This window comes from Ruicaihuangia caeni (assembly GCF_040536845.1).
GTDB lineage: Bacteria > Actinomycetota > Actinomycetes > Actinomycetales > Microbacteriaceae > Ruicaihuangia > Ruicaihuangia caeni.
This window is the reverse complement of sequence record NZ_CP159582.1, coordinates 1,117,754-1,136,557: the sequence shown is the minus strand read 5'-3', so window position 1 is coordinate 1,136,557 and position 18,804 is coordinate 1,117,754. Positions and strand designations below refer to the sequence as shown.

Below are 18,804 nucleotides of genomic sequence, written 5' to 3'. Positions count from 1 at the left end.
GTTGTCCGGTCGGCCGGCACAGCCGGTGCCGTGCGCCGAGGCGGCGCCCAGAGCCAGCAGCCGCGTTGACGGCGAGGAATCGCCTCCAACCCGAGCGCCGCGCCGGTGTCGCGACGAAGACGAGAACTGATCTTCGCTCCAAGCTCCAGCGCGCGCGTCAGTGGGCGAGCCCGTACAGCCGATCACCCGCATCGCCGAGCCCGGGCACGATGTAGCCCTTTTCATTGAGCCGCTCATCGAGCGCGCCGAGCACGATCGTGACGTCGCGGCCCTTCGTAGCCTCCTCCGTCGCGGCAAGCCCCTCCGGTGTGCCGAGCAGGCACACCGCCGTCACATCCACGGCACCGCGATCGAAGAGGTAGTCGATGGCCGCGATCAGCGAACCGCCGGTCGCGAGCATCGGGTCGATCACGAAGCACTGCCGGTTCGAGAGGTCGTCGGGCAGACGCTCGGCATAGGTCACCGGCTGCAGCGTCTCCTCATCGCGCACGAGCCCGAGGAACCCCACCTCGGCGGTGGGGAGCAGCCGAGTCATGCCCTCCAGCATCCCGAGACCGGCGCGCAGAATCGGCACCACGATGGGCCGGGGCGTCGCGATCGCCACCCCCATCGTCTGAGCAACGGGGGTCTCGATCTGCACCGGGGTCACCCGCACGTTGCGAGTCGCTTCATAGGCGAGCAGCGTGACGAGTTCCTCGGTGAGCTGCCTGAACGTCGGTGATGGCGTGTGCTTGTCGCGCAACACCGTGAGCTTGTGGGTGATGAGCGGGTGATCCGCGATATGCACTCGCATAGGCTCAAGGCTACTAGGGCCGTTGCCGCGACTCGGGAGGCGGATGCCGATGAGCCAATACGAACGCTGGATGCGGCTCGCGATCGATGAGGCCCGCGCGACGTCGGCGAGCGAAGACGTGCCGGTCGGCGCTGTGATCGTCGACGCGAAGGGCGACATCATCGCGACCGCTCGCAATGAGCGAGAACTCCATCATGACCCGACCGCGCACGCGGAGATCGTCGCGATCCGTCGTGCCGCGGCGGCCCTCGACGATTGGCATCTGGATGGCTGCACGCTGGTGGTGACGCTCGAGCCATGCGTGATGTGCGCGGGGGCCATCCTCTCTGCGCGACTGCCTCGAGTGGTGTTCGGCGCGTGGGACGAGAAGGCCGGAGCAGCCGGCTCGGTGCACGACCTGCTGCGCGACCGCCGGCTGCCGCACCGCGTCGAGGTCGTGGCGGGTGTCGAGGCGGATGCCGCGGCATCCCTCTTGCTCGAGTTCTTCGAAGCGAGGCGATGAGGATGACCGGGCACGACGCACTCGCGCACAACTACAACCCCTTGCCGGTCACGATCGCCCGCGGCGAGGGCGTGTGGCTCACCGACGTCGAGGGCAAGCAGTACCTCGACTTCCTCGCCAGTTACTCCGCGGTCAACTTCGGTCACCGGCATCCGGCGATCATGGAGGCTCTTCGGGCCCAGCTCGACCGTGTGACGCTCACCTCAAGAGCTTTCCGCCACGACCAGCTCGAACCGTTCGCCGAGAAGCTCACGCGGCTTGCGGGCAAGCAGATGATGCTGCCGATGAACACTGGCGCCGAGGCGGTCGAGACCGCCATCAAGGTCGCGCGCAAGTGGGGCTACCTGGTGAAGGGCGTCGAGCGCGATCGGGCGACCATCGTCGTGGCGCACGGCAACTTCCACGGCCGCACCACCACTGTGATCTCGTTCTCTGACGACGAGCATGCACGCGCCGACTTCGGCCCGTACACGCCGGGGTTCAGAACCGCTCCCTACGGTGACGCGGATGCCGTCGAGCGGGCCATCGACGAGCACACCGTCGCGGTGCTCATCGAGCCGATCCAGGGCGAGGCCGGGGTGCTGATCCCGCCCGAGGGCTACCTGCGCAGGGTGCGGGAGATCACCGCGAAGCGCGGCGTGCTCTTCATCGCGGACGAGGTGCAGTCGGGCCTGGCGCGCACCGGCGAGACCTTCGCGGTCGACCACGAGGGTGTGGTGCCCGACATGTACGTGCTCGGCAAAGCACTCGGGGGCGGAGTGCTGCCTGTCTCAGCGGTCGTCGCCGACCGCGACGTGCTGGGTGTGATCGAGCCGGGTCAGCACGGCAGCACCTTCGGCGGGAATCCGCTCGCCGCGGCCGTGGGCAGCGCGGTCGCCGAACTGCTCGAGCCGGGTGATTTCCAACGGCAAGCGGCGCGGCTCGAGCCAGTGCTGCGGGAGGGGCTCGAAGCGCTGACGGATCGAGGCGTTGTCGATGTCAGGGTGCGCGGCCTGTGGGCCGGCATCGACATCGACCCGAGTCTGGCCACCGGCCGCGAGGTGTGCGAGCGCTTGGCGGAGCGCGGGGTGCTGGCGAAGGACACACACGGCTCCAGCATCCGCTTCTCACCGCCGCTCGTGATCACCGAGCAGCAACTGGCACAGGGGATCGACGCGCTCAGTGGCGTGCTCGGCGAACTCTCGCGATGAGTCAGTCGAGGCGCGAATGACGAAGGCGCGCTGGTCAAGCCTCGTTAGTCGGAGGCGCGAATGACGAAGGTATCGGTCGGCGGATTGACCTTGTTGTCGGGACGGTAGACATCCGGTTCCAGGTAGATCACCTTGGCAACCGGAACCGCCTCGCGAATCGACTTCTCGAGCTCGTCGATATGCGCCGCGACCTGACTGAGCTGCTCCGTGCGAGGGAATGCGACCTTCGCCGCGACCAGCAGCTCATCGGGGCCCAGATAGAGCGTCTTCATGTGAATGAGCGCCTCGACCCGCGGGTGGGCGTTGATCGCCGCGCGGATGGTGCTGACGTCGCGCGGCAGCGCGCCTTCGCCCACGAGCAGACTCTGCGTCTCGAAGCCGAGGATGAGTGCGACCACGATCAGCAGCGCACCGATGGCGAGCGTGCCGATGCCGTCCCACATCGGGTCGCCGGTGAGGATCGTGAGGCTTACACCGAACAGGGCGAACACCAGACCGAGGAGCGCCGCGATGTCCTCCAGCAGTACCACTGGCAGCTCGGGCGACTTCGCGTGGCGTACGAAGTCGATCCAGCTTCCCTTCTTGAACGGCAGCGACTCCTTCACTGCCGTCCGCAAGGAGAAGGACTCCATGATGATCGCGATGATCAGCACGACGATCGGTAGCCACGGCACCTCGAGGGGATGCGGATGCCGGAGCTTCTCGATCCCCTCATAGATCGAGAACATTCCACCGACGCTGAACAGCACGATCGCGACGACGAAGGCCCAGAGATAGCGCTCGCGTCCGTAGCCGAAGGGGTGCTCGGCATCGGCCTTCTTCTTCGCTCGCTTGCCGCCGAAGAGCAGCAGTGCCTGGTTTCCGGCGTCTGCGACCGAGTGCACCGCCTCCGCGAGCATCGCGCTCGATCCGGAGAACGCCCAGGCGATGAACTTCGTCACCGCGATCCCCGTGTTTGCCAGCAGTGCTGCGATGACCGCTTTCGTTCCGCCGCTCGCGCTCATAGGCCCCATCCTAGAATGAGCGAATGACCAACGACCTGCCCGCTGTCGCGATCCTCGGCGCCGGTTCAATGGGCGGGGCGATCCTCAGCGGAATCCTCCGGTCTGGCGCGGCGGTGGAACGCGATGTGCGAGTGACCAATCGCAGCGCCACTAAGGCGGCGCGCCTGCGCCAAGAGGGCGTTGTGAGCCTGGCGCTCGAGAGCGATGAGACCGCCAACCTCGCCGCTGTGGAAGGCGCTCGAATCGTCATCCTCGGAGTGAAGCCGGCCATGGTGGAGCCGCTGCTGCGCGAGATCGCTCCCGCGCTTGAGGACGACGCCATTGTTGTGAGCATCGCTGCCGGTGTCCCCACTGAGGCCCTCGAGTCGATCGTGCCCGGCGCTGTCATGCGCGCGATGCCGAATACGCCCGTGGCGGTCGGTCGGGGGGTGACGTCGCTGGCCGCTGGGACCAGAGCGACCGAGGCGGATGTCGCCCTCGTCCGCCGATTGTTCTCGGCAGTCGGAGCGGTGGTCGAGATGCCGGAGCACATGGTTGACGCGGCCCTCGCCATCGCCGCGAGCGGCCCCGCCTACGTCTATTACTTCACCGAGCAACTGGCAGCGGCTGCGACTGGCTTCGGGTTCGATGAGCGTCAGGCGTCAGCCCTCGCGATCGGCACCGTCATCGGCGCCGGAGCGCTTCTGGACGGCGGTGAGCCGCCCGCTGAGCTGCGACGCGCGGTGACGAGCCCCAATGGCACTACCGAGCGCGCGATCGCCGAGCTCGAGCGAGGCGGGCTCGGCCAGTTGGTAGCCCGAGCCGCGACGGCGGCACGTGACCGCGCCCGCGAGCTTGCCGCCGGCGGCTGAACGGTAGGACCACTGCCCCAGCCGGGTTGATTCTCTCTAGACAGCCGGGCTGGCCGACCGAGCGTCGAGAAGGCGCTCCCAGTTGGCGTCACGGCGAAACTGGAAAGTGCTGTCGCTTACCCGAGCACTCAACTCTGCAGCGCCGCGAAGCGCTCAAGATCGCCGCTGTGCCCCGAGACGATCACGAGGTCGTGGTTCGACACGACGGTGTCGGCGGTCGCGTAGGTGAAGTCCTTGCCGGGCGATTTCACGCCGACGATCGTCACGCCGTACTTGCTGCGCACGCCCGATTCCGAGAGCGCGAGCCCGCGGATCGCGCGAGGCGGGTACATCTTCACGATGGCGAAGTCGTCGTCGAACTGGATGAAATCCAGCATCCGACCGGACACCAAGTGGGCGACGCGCACGCCGGCTTCGGCTTCCGGGTAGATGACGTGGTGCGCGCCGATGCGCGAGAGGATCTTGCCGTGCGTCTGGCTGATCGCCTTCGCCCAGATCTGCGGAATGCGCAGGTCGACGAGGTTGGCGGTGATGAGCACGGACGCCTCGATGTCGGATGCGGTCGCCACCACTGCGATCGAGAAGTCTTGCGCCCCGATCTGTCGTAGCGCCTCGATGGACCGCGCGTCCGATTGCACAGCATGGGTGACGCGCTCCGACCACTTCTGAACGAGCTCGTTGTCCATGTCGACGGCGAGCACTTCGCGGCCGAGGCGGTCGAGCTGGCCGGCCGTCGCGGCGCCGAAACGGCCGAGCCCGATTACGAGCACCGGCGCGTTGGGGGCGATCTTCTCAACCAACGATGGGCCTCTCTTCCGCGCGTCTGAAGAGCTGGCGTCGTTGCTGAGCCGCCAGCGCCGCAGCGAGTGTCACTGTACCAACGCGCCCTGCCCACATCGTGGCCGAGAGCACGTACTTTCCTGGGTCTGACAGCTCGTTGGCCAGACCCGTGCTGAGGCCGCACGTGGCGAAGGCCGAGATGACGTCGAACAGCACCCGATCGAGCGGTTCGCCGGTGAGTTGCAGCAATGCGATCGAGGCCGAGGCGACGATCGTTGCGCCCCACAGCACGACGCTCACCGAGAGGCGCAGCACGTCGACGGGAATGCGGCGCTCGAACGCCTGCATGTCGGAGTATCCCCGGGCTTCGGCGAACGCCGCTAGGAACAGCACCGCCAGCGTGGTTACCTTGATGCCGCCCGCGGTCGATGCGGAGCCGCCCCCCACGAACATCAGCATGTCGGCGACCAGCAGCGATGAGCCGTTCATCGAGTTCACGTCGATGGTCGCGAAGCCGCCGGAGCGCGTCATCACCGACATGAACAGGGCGGTGAGCGGTTGGGAGACGCCCTCGTGCCCGCCGAGCGTCGAGCGGTTCCCTGCCTCGAGCGCCCAGAACGCAAGGCCGCCGAGAACGATCAGCCCGGTCGTCACCGTGAGGGTGAGCTTCGCGTGCACCGGCCACCGGCGCGGCGTGCGCCAGTGACGCGCGAGCGTGAAGATGACTGGGAACCCGAGCGCGCCCAGGAACACGCCTACGGCGATGACCGACAGCATCCACGGATCGAGAGCGAAGGCAGCGAGACCGTCAGGCAGCGGCGAGAACCCGGTATTCGTGAACGCGGATGCCGCGAAGTAGAACCCCTGCCAGATCGCCGGCCACAGCTCGAACCCCTCGAGCAGCAGCCGCGGAGTGATGAGCGCGGTGAGTGCGAGTTCGATGATCAAGGCGCTGGCTGCGACTGTCGCAAGCAAGCCGCCGATCTCGCCGAGCCGCACCGCCTGCGCTTCGATCACCGGACCGTGGTGCACGCGCGAGAGGTTGGTATCGCTCGCTGCGAGCAGTCGCTGCCGCAGTCCGAGGCGCCTCGACACGATCAGGCCCATGATGCTCGCCAGGGTCAGCACGCCGATGCCGCCGACCTGAAGGCCGACCAGAATGACCACGTTGCCGAAGGTCGACCAGTGCGTCGCCATGTCGACCGTCGTGAGTCCGGTCACACAGATGGTGGATACGGCGGTGAACAGTGCATCGGCGAAGGGTGTCGCCTTGCCGTCGCGAGCCGCGATCGGCAGTGAGAGCAGGAGGGTCTCGACGGCGATCAGCGTCGTGAACACGACAATCGCGAACCGCGCCGGCGAACTCGACGCGAGACGGTCGATGGCGCCGCGCAGCCGACTTCCACGCCCGCGCTCGCGCGGGCGGCCCAGGCTGCTGCGCACTCGTTGCGCGCTCATGTCCAACCCCCGCGATCTGTGACAGTTCGTCATGGTACTCCGGTGGCGCGCTGGCTACCCTGATGGAATGGCCGACATCTTCGACGTGCTCGCAGACGCGACTCGACGCGATCTCCTCCACGCTCTGCTCGACCGATATGTGTCGCCGGATGCCGACAAGCGCGACATCAGCGTGGGAGAGCTCGTCACGAAGCTCGGCGTGAGTCAGCCCACAGTGTCGAAGCACCTCAAGGTGCTGCGAGATCACGGACTCGTCAGCGTGCGCGATGTCGGCCAGCACCGCTACTACCGGCTCGACGCGACACCGCTTGAGCAGCTCGAGGACTGGCTGATCCCGTTCCTCTCTGCCGACTTCGACACCAGCGGGGTGTCCGCGTACACGGCGTGGGCCGGTACCGAGGTGGCAAGCACGATCGGCCGCGCCACCGCCGACAGCCTCCATCAGGCCCGCACGGTCATCCACGACGCGCAGGAGCAGGTCTCGAAGCGGCTGCCCTGGCTCAAGAAGAAGTAGCCAAGACGTTGTTCCTTGCGCACTCGCGTGCGCACGTCCCGACGGATGGCTTCGCTCCGCCGCTCGTCATTTGCGCCCAGCGCGAGCGGTGCGATCTCCGTCGAAGTGAATAGCGGCCACCTTGTGAGCGCTCACGCGCGTCAGCGCGCCCGTTCGCGACGGTCCAGGCGTTCCGAGAGGGGCGGATCTCTGAGCCGGATGGCGATATTGCCGCCGCCGCATATTCGCCTGTGCTCACCCCCTCGGTGGGGACTGGACGCTGAATCACATCAGCCCCTATGGTTGCGATACAGCACTCCAGTCACAGCAAGGCAGCCGGGCCGGGCGGTCGAGAGTGCGCAGGCGAAGGACGAATCAGATGGCGAGCTCGTTGTCGGATATGCGCTTTCTCACGGTGGCCGAAGTCGCCGAGATGATGCGGGTTTCGAACATGACGGTGTACCGGATGGTGCACTCGGGTGAGCTTCCGGCGATCCGGTTCGGTCGGTCATTCCGCATCCCGGAGAGCGCGGTGGAGCAGGTGCTGCGCCTGCCGAACGCCGACGTCGGCTGAGGCGCGGGTTCAACCAGCATCCGCGTGTCATCCGCCCAGCACGGAGCAGGTAGACTAGCGCGGTACATTTTCCGCGGTTCTCGAACGGACCCGGTCTGCCTGTTCAGCAATGAGTGAGGTTCTTATGGGTTCCGTGATCAAGAAGCGCCGCAAGCGTATGGCGAAGAAGAAGCACCGCAAGCTGCTTCGCAAGACCCGCCACCAGCGCCGCAACAAGAAGTAGTCGCGCCAGAAGCGACGAACGCGCCAGTCCTCATCAGGGCTGGCGCGTTCTGCGTTTGGCGCGTTCCACACGTGCGCCGAAGGCCGCCGTGCGATGGGCTCCACCCGTCGCTTCAGGGTGCGGGTCGTACGCTGGCTCCGTGTCTTCTGTGCGCGTGACGTTGATCGGCAAGCCGGGCTGCCATCTCTGCGATGACGCCCGCGAGGTCGTGACGGAGGTGCTCTCGGAGTTCCCCGCGGTGCAGCTCGAGGAACGCGACATCCTTCAGGAGCCCGAACTGTTCGATCGGTACTCGGAGGAGATCCCGGTCGTCATGATCGATGATCGGGTGCACAACATCTGGCGCGTCGACCGCGAGCGGCTTCGGGCTGCGCTGGCCGCAGCGGAAGCCTCCGCCTAGACCGGCTCGTCAAGCGCGCACCAGCGCTGGCATCGCCATCGACGAGCAGCGTCGGAGTCGCTCCAAGCCCTGGCTGCGGCTCAGTCCTTGAAATAGGTGCCGGCGTCGGAAGCGCCCCGCGCGAGGTGCTCTCTGAGCAGGCGTTCCGCGTTCTCGACATCGCCGTTGCGGATCGCTTCGGCGATGGCGCGGTGCTCGTCGACGGCCATCTGCGGCCGTCCCTCCTGCTGATGACTCTTGCGCCGGATGCTGTTCATCAACGAGTTGATCGACTCCTGCAGCAGCACGAGCACGACATTGCCCGTGGTGCGGGCGATCGCCAGGTGGAACTCGCCGTCCTCCTCCACACCGAGCTCGCCGCGGTGAACCGCGGCATCCATCTCGGCCACGGCCCGCTCGATCTCGGCGAGGTCGGAACTCGTGGCCTCACTTGCCGCGTGACGGATCGCCGCGACCTCGAGCAGCTCGCGCACCGCGGTCGTCTGCAGCAGCAGCTGACCGTTGACAACGGTGTCGCTGACGCGGGGGTCGGCGATCGCGGCGAAGGTGAGCCCGCGCACGGTTCGTCCTGAACCGTGCTTCACGGAGATGACGCCCATGCCTTGCAGCGCCGACAGTGCTTCGCGCACCGACGAGAGACCCACGCCCATCTGCTGTGCGATCTCGGCCTCGGAAGGCAGTTGCTCGCCGGTCTTCAGCTTGCCGTCGACGATCGACGAGAGCAGGCCGCGCAGCACATGCGTCGACACACTCATCGGTCCTGGGATGGGCTCCAGTAGGGCCTGCGAGGTCATCGTCGCCTCCTCCTTCATCGCGTTCGTCTCCGCTGACGCGTCGCCTCGCTGATCCTCTCACCACGACCGACTACGCCGCACGTCGTGCGTCGTGGCAAGTTTTCGAGCCCGACGGCTTGCGGTGTCACCACACTACCGCTATACATATGTGGATCACAGCATCGGATCCTCAGAGGACCTGGTCAACCACGACCGGGATGGGGAGCCGGTCTCCGCATCGAAGAGACAAAGAGGTCAATGTGAAGAAAACGGTCATCGCGCTCGGGCTCGCCTCAGCGCTCGCCCTCACCGGTTGTGCCGCCTCGGAAGGCGGGAACAGCGACGGCGACAGCGGCGACGCGCCCTCGTTCGACATCCGCGTGGCGCACCAGATCGCTCCTGATACCCCGCTGCAGGAAGGCGCGCTGAAGTTCAAGGAGCTCGTCGAGGAGCGCTCCGATGGACGCATCACCGTGTCGGTCTACCCCTCGGCGCAGCTCGGAAATGAGCTCGACACCATCGCGCAGGTGCAGGCAGACTCGCTCGAGGTGGCGCTCGTGTCGCCAGCCGTGATGTCGAACGTCGCGCCGAACGCGGCCGTCTGGTCGATGCCCTACCTCATCGACGGAGACTCGGAGGAGGAGCAGTACGAGAACCTCAAGAAGGTCGCGCAGATCGACGAGGTCGAGCAGATGACCGAGGACATGGCTGCGGAGTACGGCATGCGCGCCGTCGACTGGACCTGGTGGTACGGCAACCGCCACATCACCAACTCGGTGCGCCCGATCGAGTCGGTCGACGACCTCAAGGGCATGAAGCTGCGCACTCCCGACGCCCCGATCCACTTCTTGGCGATCGAAGACCTCGGCGCCTCGCCCTCGCCCATGGCGTTCAGCGAGCTGTATCTTGCGCTGCAGACCGGAGCCGTCGACGGGCAGGAGAACCCCTTCAGCACCATCGAGTCCGGCAAGTTCTTCGAGGTGCAGAAGTACCTCGCGGTCACCGGTCACCTCACTCAGGGTGAGGTGGCCCTCTTCTCAGAGGCGTTCTGGCAGCGCCTCAGCGACGAAGACCGTGAACTCATCGAGGCCGCGATCAAGGATGCCGGAGAGCACCAGTCGCAACTCGCCCTCGAAGAGAACGCCGCCGCGCTCGAGCGCCTCGAGAGCGAGCACGGCATGACCGTCACCCGCCCCGACCTCAAGTCGATCCGTGAGGCGACCAAGGGCAGCGCCGAGAAGTGGGCGGCAGCCAACTCCGGCTTCTCGATCGACATCTACAACGCGATCATCGAGTCGCAGAAGTAGCGGCATCCGTCGCAGCCGTGCCCGCCGGCATCCGATCGGCGGGCACGGCCCTCACCTTTCGCTCGGCTCTGGCCCGGCCTTATCGACCGCCGCGTCAGACGCACGAGCGTTCTTCAGACAGAGCGCGCTCTCGCGCACGCAGTACCCATTCGCAAGGAGACACCGTTGTTCGCCATCACCAAGACCGACCCGAGCCCCGGAGTATCGACGGGCGACGTGCCGAAGCCGACGGCCGGCCCGGGCGAGGTCGTCATCAAGGTCGCTGCATCGTCGATCTGCGGAACCGACCTCGGCCTGGCGTTCGACTGGCCCCGGCACTCGGCGACCTGGGGCTCCCCGCTGCCGATGGTGCTCGGCCACGAGTGCTCCGGCTTCGTCGTCGACGCCGCCGATGACGTCGACATCCCTGAGGGGCAGCTCGTCGTCGTCGAGACCCACATCTTCTGCGGCGAGTGCGTCGCCTGCCGCAACGACGCGGCCCACAACTGCCTGAACATGCAGATCCCCGGCGTGAGCCGGGACGGCATCTGGGCCGAATACGCCGTCATCCCCGAGCGCGCTCTGTATCGCGTGGCGCCAGGCGTCTCGCCTGAGCACGCGGCGCTCTACGAAGCGGCCGGAGTCGCCATGCACGCCACACAGCGCGCCGGCGATGTCGCCGGCAAGGTCGTTGCGGTCAGCGGTGCGGGACCGGTCGGGCTCTTCCTGATCGCAATGCTCAAGGCGCAAGGTGCGGGTGACGTGCTCGTGCTCGAACCGGGGGAGTCGCGCCGCACCATGGCTGAGCAGCTCGGGGCGACGGCGTTCGACCTCGGTGAGAAGGACGACTTCATCGCTCTCGCCAGAGAGCGCGGCGTCATCGCCGGCGCCGACCTCGCATTCGAAGTGTCCGGAGCGCCGTCGGCGTACGAGACGCTCTTCGACACGCTCGGCAAGGAGTCGACCCTGGTGTCGATCGGCCACACCAGCCAGCCCATCCCCGTGAACATCTCGCGCGACGTGAATCTGCGAGTCATCAACTGGAAGGGCACCTTCGGCCGGCACATCTGGTCGAGCTGGGACCGCGTCGATGAGCTCGTTCGCAGCGGCAAGCTCGATCTGCAGCAGTTCGTGGGGCTCGAGGCGCGGCTCGACGAGATCCCGACGATTCTCGGCGACGCCAGCTCGGTGCCCGGCAAGGTCGTAGTGCAGCATGCAGCGTGAGCACCGCTTCGCGATTGTGACCGGCGCGGCGAGCGGCATCGGCGACGCAGTCGCCCGATCGCTCGCCGCCGCTGGGCGAGCCGTCGCGCTCCTCGACCTGAACCGGTCGGCGATCGAACGACTCCGCGAGGAGCTCGCCAGCGTCGCCACCGCCCCGGTGCGCGCGTTCACCGTGGACCTCACGGATGCCGCCGCCGTCGACACGGCGTTCGCCGACCTCGTCGGTGAACTCGGACCGGTGACCGAGCTCGTGAACTGTGCCGGCCGATATGTGGCGGTCAAGGAAGTGCACGAGATCACGGAAGACGACTGGGATGCCGTCGTCGACTCCAACCTCAAGGCCGCGTTCCTGACCACTAAGGCGGCGATGCCGAGCATGATCGCGGGCGGAGGCGGTGCGATCGTGAACATCGCGTCGAATGCCGCCCGCTCGACCGCGACGTCGCTCGGCGCGGAATACACCGCGGCGAAGGCAGGGCTCCTCGGACTCACGCGGCACACGGCTCGCGATGGCGCACGTCACGGCATCCGCGCCAATGCCGTGGCTCCTGGCCCGGTCGATGGTCCCCGGCTGCGCGAGTTGGAGGGGCCCGAGCGGCTCGAGGCGATTCGCGAGGCGATCCCGTTGGGGCGGCTCGCCGATCCCGGCGATATCGCGGCGGCGGTGCGATTCCTGCTCTCAGACGACGCGTCGTTCATCACTGGCGCGACGCTCGACGTCAACGGCGGAATAGTGATGGCCTGACCGACCCACCACGCAAGAAGCACACCAACCAATCTCTTCCCACCCGCGACCTACGAAGGAGTATCGCGATGACACTCGACTATGAGGGCGATACCCCTCAAACGGCGCTCGATCCGGCGAGCCCGTACTACCCCGAGACGAAGTCCCGGGCCTACGGCATGCTCGTGCGCGCCGAGGTCATCGTCAGCTGCGTGCTGATGGCCGTTGTCTTCGTTCTCATCCTCATCCAGGTATTCAGCCGCTATGTGATGGGGGCGCCCCTGCCTTGGTCGGAGGAGCTCTCGCGCTTCCTCTTCATCTGGCTCGTCTTCGCCTCGGCAACCTTCGTCATGGCGCGCCGCCGTCACATTGTTGTAGTGCTCTTCGGTGCCAAGCGCATCGGCGCAAGAGCGGTCTCGATCGTCGAAGCACTGGCCGGAGTCGTTGTCGTGGCCGGCTGCGGCGTCATGGCTTGGGGATCGATCGCGCTCGTCGGCGTCTCGACGAGGCTCAATGGACCGGTCACCGGCCTCCCGATGACGCTGGTCTACTCGATCTGCATCGTGTCGTGGGTGCTCATGGCGGCTCACGCGATCGTGAACATCGTGCTCGCGCTGCGGCACCCCGCGCAATTCGAAGAAGACGTCGACCTGAGCCGAGTGGGAGCCTGACATGTTGCTGATGATGGTGGGCGTTCTCGTCGTCCTGCTGTTCCTCCGGGTCCCAGTCGCGTTCTCGCTGCTGATCCCCTCGCTCATCTACTTCACGATCGAGGGCCGCACAGCCATCAACGTGCTCGTGCAGCAGACCATCGCGGGTGTGAACAGCTTCCCGCTGCTCGCTGTGCCGTTGTTCATCATGCTCGGCAACGTCGTGAACGTGACGGGCATTGCCGATCGGTTGTTCGAAGCGGCAACCGCCGTGTTCGGTCGGGTGCGAGGCAGTCTCGGCTACGTCAACGTCTTCACGAGCTTCGCATTCGCGTGGATGAGCGGTTCGGCCCTGGGCGACGCGGCAGCCCTCGGCAAGGTGCAGGTGCCGGCCATGGTGCGCCGCGGGTACTCCGAAGGCTTTACGGTGGGCGTCACAGCATCCGCAGCGCTGATCGCGCCGATCATTCCGCCGAGCATCCCCGCGATCATCCTCGCGGTCACCGCCAGCATCTCGGTCGGGTCGCTCTTCATCGCGGCGATCGTGCCCGGGCTGCTGTTGGTCACGGTGCTTTGCCTCTGCGTGTGGGTTTACGCTCGCAAGCGCGAAGACCTCCGGCTTCCTCGCACGCCGATGGCTCAGCGTGTGCGTACCGCAGCAGGAGGCATCCCTGCGCTCGGAGCGGGCGTGATCATCCTCGGCGGCATCCTCGCCGGCGTCGTCACCCCGACTGAAGCGGCAGCCGCAGGTGTCGCGTACATGCTGGTGCTCGCGCTGTTCTACAAGCAGCTCGGCTGGGGCAACATCAAGGCGATCCTCACCACGACGGTCGAGACCGTCGGTGCGGTGCTGCTGATCGTCGCGCCGGCCGCGCTGTTCGGCTGGATTCTCGCTCGCGAGCAGGCGCCGCAGAAAGCCGCGGAGCTGATCACGTCGTTCACGAGCGATCCGATCGTGTTCCTGGTCCTGGTCAATCTGCTGCTGCTGTTCGTCGGCGCGCTGATCGACCCGGTCGCCGCGATCCTGATCCTCGTGCCGGTGCTGTGGCCGGTCGCGATGGTGATGCAGATCGATCCGATGCACTTCGGCATGGTGATCGTGTTCAACCTCATGCTCGGGCTCTTGACGCCGCCCGTCGGATTGGTGCTGTTCGTGTTGTCGAACGTCACGAACATCCCAGTGAAACGGATCATCAAGGGTGTCGTGCCGTTCTACATTCCGATGCTCGCGGTGCTGGCACTGATCACGGCGGTGCCGGCTCTGACGACCTGGCTGCCCGGGCTGCTCGGGTTCTGACCGGAGCCGATACACAAGAGGGCGGATGCCGCGGTTCGAAGCCGCGGCATCCGCCCTCTTGCTCGTACGAGAGTGCGTTACGCGAGCAGTTCGCGCAGCCGCTCGAAGCACAGCACCGGGCTCGTCAGCACCGGCACGGTCGGCTGCTCGGTCATGGTCGCGATCGCCTGGGCCATCGAAGCCTGCGAGAGCACGATGACATCGACCTCGCCCTGCACCGACGCGATCGCATCCGCGACCGCCGAGTTGTGGGTGTCGAGGTCGCCGCGCTCCAACGCGGTGAACGCGCCTTCGACCAGGTGTGCGCTGAGCTGCACCTCGCGCCCTGCTTCGCTGGCGAGACGCTCCAGCAATTGCACCGTCGAGCGGTATGACGATTCCGCAGTCGCGAGCACACCGATGCGGTCGCCGATCGCCAAGGCGGCTTCCGCCATCGCGAGGTCGATGCGCAGCCACGAGCCGTTCGCCTCATGCGCGAGCTCGTCGACGTAGGTGCCCAGGAACGAGCACGTCACCACCGAGATGTCGGCTTCGGCAGCCTCGCCATGGTTCAGATGCTCGACCAAGCGGCGCTGCTCCGTCTCGTCGAGCGCGCCCACCGCGAACTCGGCCTCGTAGAAGCCGTCATCGACGACATGGGTGGCAACTGCCCCGGGGAGGTGCTCAGCGACCAGTTGATCGAACACGGGCGCCAGCGCCCCCAGGGTGTGGACGAACGCGATTCGCTTCCCTTCGTAGGGCGCGGCGTACGGCGCCTGCTGGTTCTCCGACGGGGAATCCGGGCGTTTCTCTTCCTCGAGCAAAGTACTCATCTCCTCTGATGACCTGTTACTCTGAATACACTAGTTCACCGGGCATGAGCCCCGGCGCTGATTGACGACGAAGGAGTTGTTCGCGATGGCCCTGGTCTCCCAATTGCGGATCTATCGCATACGGCAAGGACTGATGGACGAGTGGCTTGAACTGTTCCACGACAAACTCGTCCCGCTGCACCATGAGGTGGGCATCCCGGTGCCCTTCGCCTCGCGGAACACCGCGGACCCCGACGAGTTCGTGTGGATCCGGCAGTTCGAATCGGCCGATAGCGTCGAGCGGCAGGAGAACGAGTTCTTCTCGAACCCCCCTCGTGTGGCGCTCGGCGACGTGCGGGGCAAGTTCGTCGAGTCGCTCGAAGTGCGTGTGCTCGAGGAACTCCCGGTGAAGCAGATGGAGGAGCAGGGCGCATGATCTCGAGCAACCTCCCGAGTGACATCGCCCTCGCAGGAGAACTCGTCGCCGAGAACTTCGAAGGCTGGTCCGACGAGGTCAAGGCCGACTTCGAGCGCTATGAGTTCGACGGCCACGTGGGTTCACGGCTGTTGAGCGAGAACGAGCGCGTGCGGGTGTGGGAGATCCACCTCGCACCTGGGCAGCGGTGGCACGTGCACCGCCACGTGCTCGACTACTTCTGGACCGCCGTCACCGCAGGGAAGAGCCTGCAGCACACCGCCGACGGCACGACGCGGATCGTGGAGTACCCGCAGGGGGAGACACGGCACTACTCGTTCGGAGAGGGAGAGTTCCTGCTCCACGACATCCAGAACATCGGCGACGAAGACCTCATCTTCACCACCGTCGAGCACCTCGACAGCGCGAACGCACCCCTCCCGCTCGACTGAAACGAGCCGCCGAGGTTCCAGCTCTCGGAGGGCCGCGCCGCGACCCGACCGAAGCGCCCCGCCCGGATGATTCCGGCGCGGGGCGCTTCGTGGTTCGTGGCCGTTAGGGCAGCAGGCGGTTCGGCCCGCGGAAGAGGTAGGTCACCTCGCGGATCGAGTTGAGCCCCAGCATGAGCATCAGCACCCGAGCGAGTCCCATGCCGAACCCGCCGTGCGGCGGCACGCCGTAGCGGAAGAAGTCAAGGTAGAAGCCGAGCTCCTCGGGGTCGAGGCCCTTCTCCTTCGCCTGGGTCGTGAGCACGTCGATGCGGTGCTCGCGTTGCGCGCCGGTCGAGATCTCGACGCCGTGGTAGACGAGGTCGTAGCTGTTGGTGATCCCCTGATCGTCGGCGTTGCGCATGTGGTAGAACGGCCGGATGCTCGACGCGTAGTCGGTCAGGAAGACGAAGTCGTGGCCGTACTTCTCCTTCACGTACGCCGCGATCTGCCGCTCGCCCTCAGGGTCCATGTCGTCGTCGTGACGAGGGACGACGTAGCCGCGCTCGGCGACGATCTGCTTCGCCTCGGCCAGCGGAATCCGCGGGAACGGTGTCGTCGGCACTTCGATCGTCACGCCGAAGCGCTGCTCGATCTCTTCGCCGTGCTTCTCCTTGACGGCGCGGATGCCGGCCACCATGAGCTCTTCGTGCAGGCGCATCACGTCTTCGTGGCTGCTGATCCAGCTCACCTCGGTGTCGATCGACGTGAACTCGGTCGCGTGCCGAGAGGTGAACGACGGGTCGGCGCGGAACGCGGGCCCGATCTCGAACACCTTGCCGAAGCCGGCGGGCTGGGCCATCTGCTTGAAGAACTGGGGGCTCTGCGCCAGGTACGCGGTGTCGTCGAAGTAGCCGACCTCGAACAGTTCGGCCCGCGACTCGGATGCCGACGCCATGAGCTTCGGGGTGTGGATCTCGATGAAGTCGTGCTCGATCCAGTACGTGCGCAGTGCGTGCTCGAACGTAGTCTGCACGCGGAAGATCAGGTTCTGCTCGGGGCGGCGCAGGTCGATGAAGCGCCAGTCGAGTCGCTTGTCGATGCTCGAGTCGTCGGCGATCGGCGACTCGGGAACCGCGTGGCTCACCACCTCGAGCGTGCCGATCTTCACCTCGATGCCGCCGAGCTTCACACGCTCGTCGTGCTTGAGCTCACCGGTCACCGTGATGAAGCTGCCCTGGCTGAGGCCCGAGATCGTCTCGGTGATCTCGTGGCGGCCGGCCGACGCGGCGTCGTCGGGGTCGACCTCGCGGACGGCGGGGTTCACGAGCTGCAGCGCACCGGATTCGTCGTGCAGCACGATGAACTGCACCTTCTTCTGATCGCGCACCGTATCGACCCATCCCGAGACGGTCACGGGGCCGTCTTCGCGCGCGGCCAGGTGCTTGATCAGGATGCGTTCGGTCACGGCATCCGAGTCTACTTGCCGACCTCCCGCTGACACCCCCACCTCCGCGCCAGTTACAGACGTCTGCGCCACGTCCAGCTGGCGCAGACGCCCGCAGGTGGCGCGCACACTATCGAGCAGCAGCAGCAGCAGCAGCAGCAGCAGCAGCACCACCAGCAGCAGCAGCAGCAGCAGCAGCGTGCGTCCCGAGCCGCCGCCCGAGCGCACGCAGGCTTCCGCCAAGCACGTGCCGCCTAGACTTGGCGCCGTGGCAGCTCGGTTGGTTCATCTGGTTCGGCACGGCGAGGTGCACAACCCGCAGCGCATCCTCTACGGGCGCATCCCCGGGTTTCACCTCTCGGAGCTCGGGCATCGCATGGCCGCGCTCGCCGCGGAGGCGCTCGACGGTCACGACATCACGGCGCTCTATGCGAGCCCGCTGCAGCGCGCCCAGGAGTCGGCTGCTCCGTGGGCGGAGAAGTTCGAGCTGCCGATCCAGACCGACGACCGCCTCATCGAGCCCACCAACCGCTTCGAGGGCAAGACCTTCGAGTTCGGTCCGCAGGTGCTGGTTCGTCCGCAGGCCTGGCCCTGGGTGGTCAACCCGTTCCGGCCCAGCTGGGGCGAGCCGTTCACCAGCATCGCCGCGCGCATGATCGCGGCGATGAACAGTGCCCTCGACGAGACAGAGGACGGCGAGGTCGTCATGGTGAGCCACCAGTCGCCGATCTGGCTCGCTCACCGCGCCATCACCGGCCAGCGGCTCTGGCACGACCCCCGCAGGCGTCGGTGCAGCCTGTCGAGCATCACCACCTTCGAGCGTCGTGGCGACCGTTTCGCCGAGGTGAACTATCAGGATCCGGCGAGAGAATTGCTCGCAGCATCCGTCGATCTTGGAGCCGTGTGACGTCTCGACTCGCCTTCGCCGCTGCCGCGGTCGCTCTGACGACCCTGCTTGCCGGATGCTCCAGCGACCCGCTCGCCGAGCAGTACCGTGCGGGCTCCGACAAGGGCTATATCTCGGGCGATGGCACCATCAACGAGTTCGCGATCGGCGACCGCGGCGAGCCCATCGACTTCGCAGGCAGCACGGATGCCGGAACCACCGTCTCGAGCGACGACTTCGCCGGCGAGGTGCTCGTCGTGAACTTCTGGTACGCCGAGTGCGCACCGTGCCGTGTCGAGGCGCCCGATCTGCAGGCGCTGTACGAGGAGCACCAGCCCGACGGTGTCGAGTTCCTCGGAGTGAACCTGTACAACTCCACCGAGGGGGCGCTCGCGTTCGCGCGCACCTACGGCATCGAGTACCCCTCGATCATCGAGACCGAATCGGAGCAGTCGGCGATGCTGGCATTCGCCGGCAAGGTACAGCCGAAGGCCGTGCCCACGACGCTCGTGCTCGACCGCGAGGGCAGAGTGGCCGCGCGCATCAACGGCCTCGCCGATAAGTCGGTGCTGGGCACCCTCATCGCCGACACCCTCGCCGAGAACAGCTAGGCGG

At 66.6% G+C, this 18,804-nt stretch carries 23 protein-coding genes; 16 read left to right on the top strand and 7 right to left on the bottom strand.

Going from position 1 to position 18,804, the window contains the following annotated elements:
- Positions 1 to 157: 157 nt before the first annotated feature.
- Complete coding sequence (upp, locus tag ABV606_RS05215) at positions 158 to 793, bottom strand: uracil phosphoribosyltransferase (RefSeq protein ID WP_281488728.1); 636 nt, start codon at positions 791 to 793, stop codon at positions 158 to 160.
- 49 nt (positions 794 to 842) lie between these two features.
- Here upp and tadA point away from each other — a divergent pair, with 49 nt between their 5' ends.
- Both tadA and rocD read left to right on the top strand, forming a co-directional pair.
- A complete protein-coding gene (gene tadA / locus ABV606_RS05210; RefSeq protein ID WP_353988618.1) occupies positions 843 to 1,295 on the top strand; it encodes a tRNA adenosine(34) deaminase TadA in 453 nt (150 codons plus the stop codon).
- A gap of 2 nt (positions 1,296 to 1,297) precedes the next feature.
- Positions 1,298 to 2,485, top strand: coding sequence for an ornithine--oxo-acid transaminase (rocD, locus tag ABV606_RS05205; RefSeq protein ID WP_353988617.1), 1,188 nt, complete (start codon positions 1,298 to 1,300; stop codon positions 2,483 to 2,485).
- A gap of 44 nt (positions 2,486 to 2,529) precedes the next feature.
- Here rocD and ABV606_RS05200 read toward each other — a convergent pair whose 3' ends face one another.
- Complete coding sequence (locus tag ABV606_RS05200) at positions 2,530 to 3,489, bottom strand: cation diffusion facilitator family transporter (protein WP_281488725.1); 960 nt, start codon at positions 3,487 to 3,489, stop codon at positions 2,530 to 2,532.
- A gap of 23 nt (positions 3,490 to 3,512) precedes the next feature.
- Between ABV606_RS05200 and proC the strand changes: the two genes are divergently transcribed.
- Complete coding sequence (proC, locus tag ABV606_RS05195; RefSeq protein ID WP_353988616.1) at positions 3,513 to 4,340, top strand: pyrroline-5-carboxylate reductase; 828 nt, start codon at positions 3,513 to 3,515, stop codon at positions 4,338 to 4,340.
- A 128-nt stretch (positions 4,341 to 4,468) separates the two neighbouring features.
- Here the strand turns inward: proC and ABV606_RS05190 are convergent, their stop codons facing one another.
- Positions 4,469 to 5,140, bottom strand: coding sequence for a potassium channel family protein (locus tag ABV606_RS05190; RefSeq protein WP_281488723.1), 672 nt, complete (start codon positions 5,138 to 5,140; stop codon positions 4,469 to 4,471).
- On the bottom strand, positions 5,133 to 6,578 hold the full coding sequence (locus ABV606_RS05185) for a TrkH family potassium uptake protein (RefSeq protein WP_353988615.1): 1,446 nt from the start codon (positions 6,576 to 6,578) through the stop codon (positions 5,133 to 5,135). Before ABV606_RS05185 ends, ABV606_RS05190 begins: the two co-directional genes overlap by 8 nt.
- 67 nt (positions 6,579 to 6,645) lie before the next feature.
- On the opposite strand from ABV606_RS05185, the gene ABV606_RS05180 reads away from it, so the two are divergent.
- From ABV606_RS05180 to ABV606_RS05165, 4 genes are all read left to right on the top strand, one after another.
- Positions 6,646 to 7,092, top strand: coding sequence for an ArsR/SmtB family transcription factor (locus tag ABV606_RS05180; RefSeq protein ID WP_281488721.1), 447 nt, complete (start codon positions 6,646 to 6,648; stop codon positions 7,090 to 7,092).
- A 358-nt stretch (positions 7,093 to 7,450) separates the two neighbouring features.
- Positions 7,451 to 7,645, top strand: a complete 195-nt coding sequence (locus tag ABV606_RS05175) for a helix-turn-helix domain-containing protein (protein WP_281488720.1) — start codon at positions 7,451 to 7,453, stop codon at positions 7,643 to 7,645.
- 124 nt (positions 7,646 to 7,769) lie between these two features.
- The gene (locus tag ABV606_RS05170; protein WP_003792170.1) at positions 7,770 to 7,868 is read left to right on the top strand and encodes a 30S ribosomal protein bS22; all 99 of its coding nucleotides are present in this window, start codon (positions 7,770 to 7,772) and stop codon (positions 7,866 to 7,868) included.
- 139 nt (positions 7,869 to 8,007) lie between these two features.
- Positions 8,008 to 8,268 carry a glutaredoxin family protein gene (locus tag ABV606_RS05165; RefSeq protein ID WP_281488719.1) on the top strand — a complete coding sequence of 87 codons (261 nt, stop codon included), beginning with the start codon at positions 8,008 to 8,010 and terminating at the stop codon, positions 8,266 to 8,268.
- Between the two features lie 80 nt (positions 8,269 to 8,348).
- Here the strand turns inward: ABV606_RS05165 and ABV606_RS05160 are convergent, their stop codons facing one another.
- Entirely contained in the window at positions 8,349 to 9,062 is a 714-nt protein-coding gene (locus tag ABV606_RS05160; protein WP_281488718.1) for a FadR/GntR family transcriptional regulator, read from the bottom strand.
- Between the two features lie 239 nt (positions 9,063 to 9,301).
- Here ABV606_RS05160 and ABV606_RS05155 point away from each other — a divergent pair, with 239 nt between their 5' ends.
- The 5 genes from ABV606_RS05155 to ABV606_RS05135 all read left to right on the top strand — a co-directional run bounded on the left by ABV606_RS05155 (position 9,302) and on the right by ABV606_RS05135 (position 14,222).
- Entirely contained in the window at positions 9,302 to 10,348 is a 1,047-nt protein-coding gene (locus ABV606_RS05155) for a TRAP transporter substrate-binding protein (protein WP_353988614.1), read from the top strand.
- A 165-nt stretch (positions 10,349 to 10,513) separates the two neighbouring features.
- Positions 10,514 to 11,551 carry a zinc-dependent alcohol dehydrogenase gene (locus tag ABV606_RS05150; protein ID WP_353988613.1) on the top strand — a complete coding sequence of 346 codons (1,038 nt, stop codon included), beginning with the start codon at positions 10,514 to 10,516 and terminating at the stop codon, positions 11,549 to 11,551.
- Complete coding sequence (locus ABV606_RS05145; protein ID WP_353988612.1) at positions 11,541 to 12,296, top strand: SDR family NAD(P)-dependent oxidoreductase; 756 nt, start codon at positions 11,541 to 11,543, stop codon at positions 12,294 to 12,296. The genes ABV606_RS05150 and ABV606_RS05145 overlap by 11 nt, the downstream gene beginning before the upstream one ends.
- Before the next feature lie 68 nt (positions 12,297 to 12,364).
- On the top strand, positions 12,365 to 12,946 hold the full coding sequence (locus tag ABV606_RS05140; RefSeq protein ID WP_353988611.1) for a TRAP transporter small permease: 582 nt from the start codon (positions 12,365 to 12,367) through the stop codon (positions 12,944 to 12,946).
- 1 nt (position 12,947) lies between these two features.
- Complete coding sequence (locus ABV606_RS05135) at positions 12,948 to 14,222, top strand: TRAP transporter large permease (protein WP_353988610.1); 1,275 nt, start codon at positions 12,948 to 12,950, stop codon at positions 14,220 to 14,222.
- A 77-nt stretch (positions 14,223 to 14,299) separates the two neighbouring features.
- Here the strand turns inward: ABV606_RS05135 and ABV606_RS05130 are convergent, their stop codons facing one another.
- Positions 14,300 to 15,034 (bottom strand): aspartate/glutamate racemase family protein, encoded by a 735-nt coding sequence (locus ABV606_RS05130; RefSeq protein WP_353988609.1) that lies wholly within the window; start codon positions 15,032 to 15,034, stop codon positions 14,300 to 14,302.
- 85 nt (positions 15,035 to 15,119) lie between these two features.
- On the opposite strand from ABV606_RS05130, the gene ABV606_RS05125 reads away from it, so the two are divergent.
- Together ABV606_RS05125 and ABV606_RS05120 are read left to right on the top strand one after the other, a co-directional pair.
- The gene (locus ABV606_RS05125; RefSeq protein WP_353988608.1) at positions 15,120 to 15,449 is read left to right on the top strand and encodes a hypothetical protein; all 330 of its coding nucleotides are present in this window, start codon (positions 15,120 to 15,122) and stop codon (positions 15,447 to 15,449) included.
- The gene (locus tag ABV606_RS05120; RefSeq protein ID WP_353988607.1) at positions 15,446 to 15,880 is read left to right on the top strand and encodes a hypothetical protein; all 435 of its coding nucleotides are present in this window, start codon (positions 15,446 to 15,448) and stop codon (positions 15,878 to 15,880) included. The genes ABV606_RS05125 and ABV606_RS05120 overlap by 4 nt, the downstream gene beginning before the upstream one ends.
- Before the next feature lie 103 nt (positions 15,881 to 15,983).
- On the opposite strand, the gene aspS is transcribed toward ABV606_RS05120, so the two are convergent.
- The gene (gene aspS / locus ABV606_RS05115) at positions 15,984 to 17,324 is read right to left on the bottom strand and encodes an aspartate--tRNA(Asn) ligase (RefSeq protein ID WP_353988780.1); all 1,341 of its coding nucleotides are present in this window, start codon (positions 17,322 to 17,324) and stop codon (positions 15,984 to 15,986) included.
- A gap of 247 nt (positions 17,325 to 17,571) precedes the next feature.
- Between aspS and ABV606_RS05110 the strand changes: the two genes are divergently transcribed.
- Both ABV606_RS05110 and ABV606_RS05105 read left to right on the top strand, forming a co-directional pair.
- A complete protein-coding gene (locus tag ABV606_RS05110; RefSeq protein WP_281488701.1) occupies positions 17,572 to 18,210 on the top strand; it encodes a histidine phosphatase family protein in 639 nt (212 codons plus the stop codon).
- Positions 18,207 to 18,800 carry a TlpA family protein disulfide reductase gene (locus ABV606_RS05105; protein ID WP_353988606.1) on the top strand — a complete coding sequence of 198 codons (594 nt, stop codon included), beginning with the start codon at positions 18,207 to 18,209 and terminating at the stop codon, positions 18,798 to 18,800. The genes ABV606_RS05110 and ABV606_RS05105 overlap by 4 nt, the downstream gene beginning before the upstream one ends.
- Positions 18,801 to 18,804 lie beyond the last annotated feature (4 nt).

Bases quoted from the DNA above. Each gene is read 5' to 3' on its own strand.
- upp (WP_281488728.1), bottom strand. From the start codon at position 793: ATGCGAGTGCATATCGCGGATCACCCGCTCATCACCCACAAGCTCACG.
- tadA (WP_353988618.1), top strand. From the start codon at position 843: ATGAGCCAATACGAACGCTGGATGCGGCTCGCGATCGATGAGGCCCGC.
- rocD (WP_353988617.1), top strand. From the start codon at position 1,298: ATGACCGGGCACGACGCACTCGCGCACAACTACAACCCCTTGCCGGTC.
- ABV606_RS05200 (WP_281488725.1), bottom strand. From the start codon at position 3,489: ATGAGCGCGAGCGGCGGAACGAAAGCGGTCATCGCAGCACTGCTGGCA.
- proC (WP_353988616.1), top strand. From the start codon at position 3,513: ATGACCAACGACCTGCCCGCTGTCGCGATCCTCGGCGCCGGTTCAATG.
- ABV606_RS05185 (WP_353988615.1), bottom strand. From the start codon at position 6,578: ATGAGCGCGCAACGAGTGCGCAGCAGCCTGGGCCGCCCGCGCGAGCGC.
- ABV606_RS05180 (WP_281488721.1), top strand. From the start codon at position 6,646: ATGGCCGACATCTTCGACGTGCTCGCAGACGCGACTCGACGCGATCTC.
- ABV606_RS05175 (WP_281488720.1), top strand. From the start codon at position 7,451: ATGGCGAGCTCGTTGTCGGATATGCGCTTTCTCACGGTGGCCGAAGTC.
- ABV606_RS05170 (WP_003792170.1), top strand. From the start codon at position 7,770: ATGGGTTCCGTGATCAAGAAGCGCCGCAAGCGTATGGCGAAGAAGAAG.
- ABV606_RS05160 (WP_281488718.1), bottom strand. From the start codon at position 9,062: ATGACCTCGCAGGCCCTACTGGAGCCCATCCCAGGACCGATGAGTGTG.
- ABV606_RS05145 (WP_353988612.1), top strand. From the start codon at position 11,541: ATGCAGCGTGAGCACCGCTTCGCGATTGTGACCGGCGCGGCGAGCGGC.
- ABV606_RS05140 (WP_353988611.1), top strand. From the start codon at position 12,365: ATGACACTCGACTATGAGGGCGATACCCCTCAAACGGCGCTCGATCCG.
- ABV606_RS05135 (WP_353988610.1), top strand. From the start codon at position 12,948: ATGTTGCTGATGATGGTGGGCGTTCTCGTCGTCCTGCTGTTCCTCCGG.
- ABV606_RS05130 (WP_353988609.1), bottom strand. From the start codon at position 15,034: ATGAGTACTTTGCTCGAGGAAGAGAAACGCCCGGATTCCCCGTCGGAG.
- ABV606_RS05125 (WP_353988608.1), top strand. From the start codon at position 15,120: ATGGCCCTGGTCTCCCAATTGCGGATCTATCGCATACGGCAAGGACTG.
- ABV606_RS05120 (WP_353988607.1), top strand. From the start codon at position 15,446: ATGATCTCGAGCAACCTCCCGAGTGACATCGCCCTCGCAGGAGAACTC.